At 64.3% G+C, this 6,016-nt stretch carries 6 protein-coding genes; 5 read left to right on the top strand and 1 reads right to left on the bottom strand.

The window, feature by feature from the left end; translation table 11 throughout:
• The first annotated feature begins 119 nt into the window (after nt 1-119).
• Genes glyQ through NX780_RS13740 form a run of 5 tightly spaced genes read left to right on the top strand, consistent with a single transcriptional unit; the run spans nt 120 to nt 5,457 of the window.
• On the top strand, nt 120-1,034 hold the full coding sequence (glyQ, locus tag NX780_RS13720) for a glycine--tRNA ligase subunit alpha (RefSeq protein WP_258828423.1): 915 nt from the start codon (nt 120-122) through the stop codon (nt 1,032-1,034).
• A gap of 14 nt (nt 1,035-1,048) precedes the next feature.
• Entirely contained in the window at nt 1,049-3,145 is a 2,097-nt protein-coding gene (glyS, locus tag NX780_RS13725; RefSeq protein WP_258828424.1) for a glycine--tRNA ligase subunit beta, read from the top strand.
• Nucleotides 3,146-3,162: 17 nt separating this feature from the next.
• Nucleotides 3,163-3,717, top strand: a complete 555-nt coding sequence (gene gmhB / locus NX780_RS13730) for a D-glycero-beta-D-manno-heptose 1,7-bisphosphate 7-phosphatase (protein ID WP_258828425.1) — start codon at nt 3,163-3,165, stop codon at nt 3,715-3,717.
• Nucleotides 3,718-3,769: 52 nt separating this feature from the next.
• A complete protein-coding gene (locus tag NX780_RS13735; RefSeq protein ID WP_258828426.1) occupies nt 3,770-4,510 on the top strand; it encodes a lysophospholipid acyltransferase family protein in 741 nt (246 codons plus the stop codon).
• Between the two features lie 44 nt (nt 4,511-4,554).
• The gene (locus NX780_RS13740; protein ID WP_258828427.1) at nt 4,555-5,457 is read left to right on the top strand and encodes a M48 family metallopeptidase; all 903 of its coding nucleotides are present in this window, start codon (nt 4,555-4,557) and stop codon (nt 5,455-5,457) included.
• 63 nt (nt 5,458-5,520) lie between these two features.
• Here the strand turns inward: NX780_RS13740 and NX780_RS13745 are convergent.
• On the bottom strand, nt 5,521-6,016 hold a 496-nt coding region (locus NX780_RS13745), incomplete at its 5' end, for an REP-associated tyrosine transposase (RefSeq protein ID WP_258828428.1).

The following is a 6,016-nucleotide window of genomic DNA, read 5'->3' on the forward strand; positions in this document are numbered from 1 at the left end:
AACCCATCATTTCATACTGCTGAGTCGAATCGCTCCCCAGAGCCCCGCCAAAATTCAGTAGAATTGGTCATTTGGCAAATTTACCGCGACCGCGGCACAAACCCCGCGGCGCCCACGACATGCTCACATTCCAACAAATCATCCTCACCCTGCAGAACTACTGGGACAAGCAGGGCTGCGCCCTGCTGCAGCCCTACGACATGGAAGTCGGCGCGGGCACCTTCCACACCGGCACCTTCCTGCGTGCGATCGGCCCGGAACCGTGGCGCGCCGCCTATGTGCAGCCTTCGCGCCGTCCGAAGGACGGCCGCTACGGCGAGAACCCGAACCGCCTGCAGCACTACTACCAGTACCAGGTGGTCCTGAAGCCCGCGCCCGAGAACATCCTCGACCTCTACCTCGGCTCGCTGGAAGCCCTGGGCCTGGACCTGAAGAAGAACGACGTGCGCTTCGTCGAGGACGACTGGGAAAGCCCGACCCTGGGCGCCTGGGGCCTGGGCTGGGAAGTCTGGCTCAACGGCATGGAAGTCACCCAGTTCACCTACTTCCAGCAGGTCGGCGGGCTGGACTGCAAGCCGGTGCTGGGCGAGATCACCTACGGCATCGAGCGCCTGGCCATGTACCTGCAGGGCGTCGAGAACGTCTACGACCTGGTGTGGACCGAGTGGGAAGAGAACGGCGTGAAAAAGACGCTGTCGTATGGCGACGTGTTCCACCAGAACGAGGTCGAGCAGTCGACCTACAACTTCGAGCACGCCAATACCGAACTGCTGTTCCAGGCCTTCTCGAACCACGAGGCGGAAGCCAAGCGCCTGGTCGAGCTGCAGCTGACCTTGCCGGCCTACGAGCAGATCATGAAGGCCTCGCACAGCTTCAACATGCTGGACGCGCGCGGCGCCATCTCCGTGACCGAGCGCGCCGCCTACATCGGCCGCGTGCGCACCCTGTCGCGCCTCGTGGCGCAGGCCTATTACGACTCGCGCGAGAAGCTCGGCTTCCCCATGCTCCCAGGCGCCGACAAGGCAGCAGCTTGAACAAAGAACAGAATATGAACCAGACTCTCCTCGTCGAAATCCAGACCGAAGAACTGCCGCCGAAAGCCCTCGTCAAACTGGGCGCCGCTTTCGCGAACGGCATCGCCAATGGCCTGAAGGCGCGTGACTTCCTGGAAGGCGACAGCGTCGCCACCGCCCACGCCACCCCGCGCCGCCTGGCCGTCACCATCACCAATGTGCGCGGCACCTCGCCGGACAAGACCATCCGCGAGAAGGTCCTGCCGGTGTCGGTCGCGCTGGACAAGGACGGCAACCCGTCCGCGCCGCTGGCCAAGAAACTGGCGGCCCTCGGCTTCCCCGACCTGCAGGTGGCAGACCTCGAACGCGCCCAGGACGGCAAGGCCGAATCCTTCTTCTACACCTACACCGCTGCGGGCAGCGCGCTCGCCGGCGCCCTGCAGGACGTGCTGGCCGAGACGGTGTCCAAGCTGCCGATCCCGAAGGTCATGAGCTACCAGCGCCCCGATGGCGCGACCGTGCAGTTCGTGCGCCCGGTCCACCTGCTGCTGGCCCTGCACGGCGAGCAAGTGCTGCCGCTGTCGCTGCTGGGCCTCGAGGCCGGCCGCCAGACCATGGGCCACCGCTTCCTGTCGCACGGCGGCGAGATCACCGTGCCACACGCGAACCAGTACGCGCACGTGCTGGAAAGCGAAGGCAAGGTGTTGTCGAGTGCCGAAGCGCGCAAGGAAAGCATCCGCAAGCAGCTGCTCGAGAAGGCAGGCAGCGACCAGGTCCTGATGCCCGAGTCGCTGCTCGACGAAGTGGCCGCGCTGGTCGAATGGCCGGTCGTGTACGAATGCCGCTTCGAGGACGAATTCCTCTCGGTCCCGCAGGAATGCCTGATCCTGACCATGCAGACGAACCAGAAGTACTTCGCGCTGACGGATAGCGCGGGCAAGCTGCGCTCGCGCTTCCTGATCGTGTCGAACCTGGAAACCAGCGATCCGTCCGCCATCATTGGCGGCAACGAGCGCGTGGTGCGCCCGCGCCTGTCGGACGCCAAGTTCTTCTTCGAGCAGGACAAGAAGAAGACCCTCGAATCGCGCCTGCCGCTGCTTGGCAACGTGGTCTACCACAACAAGCTGGGCACCCAGGCAGAACGCAGCGAACGCGTCACCATCCTGGCGAGCAGCATCGCGCGCCGCCTCGGCTACGACGTGCCGCTGGCCGAACGCGGCGCACGCCTGGCCAAGGCCGACCTGCTGACCGACATGGTGGGCGAATTCCCCGAGCTGCAGGGCATCATGGGCACCTACTACGCCCGCCACGACGGCGAGCACGAGGAAGTGGCCAAGGCCGCCTCCGAGCACTACCAGCCGCGCTTCGCCGGCGACGCCCTTCCGTCGACCAATACCGGCCTGGTGGTCGCGCTGGCCGACAAGCTGGAAACCCTGGTCGGCATCTGGGCCATCGGCCTGCAGCCGACCGGCGAGAAGGACCCGTTCGCGCTGCGCCGCCACGCCCTGGGCGTGATGCGCATGCTGGTCGAGAAGCGCCTGCCGCTGGCGATCTCGGAACTGCTGGGCGAGGCCGTGGCCGTGTTCGAAGGCCAGGCCGCGTTCAAGGACCCGCGCCATGAGGTTACCGCGTTCATGCTGGACCGCCTGCGCGGCATGCTGCGCGAGCGCGGCTTCTCGCCGAACGAGGTCGAGGCCGTGCTGGCCCAGAACCCGGACCGCGTGGACGACGTCGTCCAGCGCCTGGAAGCGGTGCAGGCCTTCGCGGCCCTGCCGGAGTCCGCCTCGCTCGCCGCCGCCAACAAGCGCATCACCAACATCCTCAAGAAGAACGAGGATGCGATGCCCCAGGACGCCTCGATCAGGCAGGAACTGCTGGTCGAAGCGGCCGAGAAGGCGCTGGCTGCCCGCATGCAGCAGCTCGAAGGTGACGTCGACAGCGCCTTCGCCGGCAGCGATTTCACCGGCGCCCTGAAGACGCTGGCGCTGATGAAGGAGGAAGTCGATGCCTTCTTCAACGACGTGATGGTGATGGCCGACGATATCGCCCTGCGCAACAACCGCCTGGCGCTGCTGTCGAAGCTGCACCGCATGATGAACCGCGTCGCCGACATCTCGAAACTCGCAGCCTAAGTTGTAAAGGTAGTGCCATGAAACTCATCATCCTCGACCGGGATGGGGTCATCAACCACGATTCGCCGGACTTCATCAAGTCGCCGGCGGAGTGGATTCCCATTCCCGGCTCGCTGGAAGCGATCGCCCGCCTGAACCAGGCGGGCTACCGGGTCGTCATCGCCTCGAACCAGTCGGGCATCGCGCGCGAACTGTTCGACATGACGACCCTGAACGCGATCCACCAGAAACTGCACGCCAGCGCCCAGCTGGTGGGCGCCGACATCGACGCCATTTTCTTCTGCCCGCACGCGGCGATCGACAACTGCGACTGCCGCAAGCCCAAGGCCGGCATGTTCGAGGAAATCAGCAAGCGCTTCAAGGTGAGCCTGAAGGGCGTGCCGACGGTCGGCGACTCGCTGCGCGACCTGCAGGCCGGATTCAAGATGGGCTGCGTGCCCTACCTGGTCCTGACCGGCAAAGGGGAAAAAACGCAAGAGACCGGCGGCCTGCCGCCCGGCACCCAGGTTTTCCCCGACCTCGCTTCGATGGTACAGTCCTTCCTGAAGGCCGCGGCACAGCGGCCCGAGTAAGCAAGACATAACAAGCACCAGCGTCCAAACCAGAAATTCGTCCGGAGCCCCTTTGCACACCTTCAGTCTGTTCCTGCGTTCCCTGCTCTTCACGATCATCATGATCGTCGCCACCGTGGTCTGGGCCTGCGTCTGCTTCCTGGCCGCGCCCCTGCCCTACAACAAGCGCTTCTGGGTGACCTCGCGCTGGAACGTCTTCATGATCTGGTGTGCGAAGGTGATCTGCGGGATCCGCTACGAATTCAAGGGCTACGAGAACCTGCCGGACGCGCCGGCCATCGTCCTGTCGAAGCACCAGTCGGCCTGGGAGACCATCTTCCTGCTGCCCAACCTCACCCGCCCGCTGGTCTTCGTCTTCAAGAAGGAAATCCTCTACATCCCCTTCTTCGGCTGGGCGATGGGCCTCTTGCGCATGATCCCGATCGACCGCAAGCAGGGCAAGAACGCGTTCTCGCACGTGGTCCGTCACGGCAAGCGCCGCCTGGCTGACGGCCAGTGGATCATCATGTTCCCGGAAGGGACCCGCATCCCCGTCGGCCAGAAGGGCAAGTACAAGAGCGGCGGCACGCGCCTGGCTGTCGAAACCCAAAGCGTGGTCGTGCCGATCGCGCATAATTCAGGCGAATGCTGGCCGAAGAATTCCTTCATCAAGCGCCCCGGCCTGGTGACGGTCTCGATCGGCAAGCCGATTTCGCCAGCAGGTCACACTCCCGACAGCATGATGCAAGAGGTCGAAAATTGGATAGAATCGGAAATGCGCGTCATTTCGCCCCACGCCTACAGAGGTGGCTGAGCGACGTCAGCGCCCAGATCAGGAATTCAAGACCGCAACAAACCATGACCTCTTCCAGGATCGACGGGCACCAGCTGGAACTGTTCACACAGGACTTCTTCGCGGCGCTCAAGCCGTCGGATAAACCGGCGGCTCCGTCGCAGCCCCTCTTCAAGGCGCCGCCCCCGGCGCCACGCAACTTCCTCCCCTCGCCGCCGGTCGCCGAGGGCGATCCGCCCCTCAAGCGCATCCTGCTCGGCGCCTATACCGTCGATTACGCCCTGCGCCGTTCCTCGCGCCGCTCGATCGGCTTCATGATCGACGACGACGGCCTGCGCGTGACGGCGCCGCGCCGCTGCAGCCAGCTCGATATCGACAACGCGATCCGCGCCAAGCAGCGCTGGATCCTCGGCAAGCTGCTCGAACGCGGCGAACGCCGCGCCCAGCGTCTCGAACGTCCGCCGATCGAGTGGAAGGACGGCGCCCGCCTGCCCTACCTGGGCGGCGAGATCACGCTGCGCCTGGAAGAAGCCTCGCGCAGCCACTGCCAGTTCGATGCGCCCAATGGCGAACTGTGGATCGGCGTGGTGCCGGGCTTGTCGGAATGGCAGCTCAAGGAGCGCGTCAAGCTGTGGTTCCAGGCAGAGGCCAAGAAGCTGTTCCGCGAACGGCTCGACCACTATGCGCCGCTGCTGGGGGTGAGCTACCGGGCTTTCGCGCTGTCGTCGGCGGGCACGCGCTGGGGCTCCTGCACGGTCGAGGGGAACATCCGCCTGAACTGGCGCCTGGTGCACTATCCGCCTGCGCTGGTGGACTACGTCGTGGCCCACGAGCTGGCGCACCTGCGCGAAATGAACCACAGCCCGGCGTTCTGGGCGGCGGTGGGTGAGGTGTATCCGGATTACGATGGGGCTAGGTTGGCGCTTCGTAAGCGCTCCCACGAAATGCCCGTGCTGTTCACAGACTGATTTCCGTAGGGTGGTCGGCTCCGCCGACCGCGCGTCCAACTCCCCGTTGCGTTGTGATAAACGCTATTCAAAATCCAACCCTTCGCACACTGGATTGCCACCCCAATCCGCCGCGTACGCACCTTCGCGAACAAACCGTCCAAATGTCGAATAGGGCCACGCTGCTGCAGATGTTGCCAGCCCGTGCCTGACCGGGTTGAAATGGATGTAGTCGACATGTCGCTCCATATCGAACTCGTTCCGGATCTGATGTTCCCAGAATCGGCGCTGCCAGAATGACCCGCCGCTCCTGCATTGCCTGGACGCCGACAGCGTCATTGGATACAAGTCCCGGCATACGTACGAGACGTGGTGTTTGATCTGCGACCACCGGGACGAGAAGTCGGCATCGCCGTCAGGCAGCGTCCAGATGCAGTGCAGATGATCCGGCGTCAGGACCATCGCATCGGTGGAGAATGGAAGCCGGAGCCGTACGCGTTCGATGGCATGGCGTAAAGCGTTACGCACAGGATCGTCGCATAGGATAGGCCGTCGTTGGTGCGTGACGACCGTAAAAAAA

The sequence above is a fragment of the Massilia agri genome, from assembly GCF_024753255.1.
Taxonomy (GTDB): Bacteria; Pseudomonadota; Gammaproteobacteria; order Burkholderiales; family Burkholderiaceae_D; genus Telluria; species Telluria agri.

Bases quoted from the DNA above. Each gene is read 5' to 3' on its own strand.
- glyQ (WP_258828423.1), top strand. From the start codon at position 120: ATGCTCACATTCCAACAAATCATCCTCACCCTGCAGAACTACTGGGAC.
- glyS (WP_258828424.1), top strand. From the start codon at position 1,049: ATGAACCAGACTCTCCTCGTCGAAATCCAGACCGAAGAACTGCCGCCG.
- gmhB (WP_258828425.1), top strand. From the start codon at position 3,163: ATGAAACTCATCATCCTCGACCGGGATGGGGTCATCAACCACGATTCG.
- NX780_RS13740 (WP_258828427.1), top strand. From the start codon at position 4,555: ATGACCTCTTCCAGGATCGACGGGCACCAGCTGGAACTGTTCACACAG.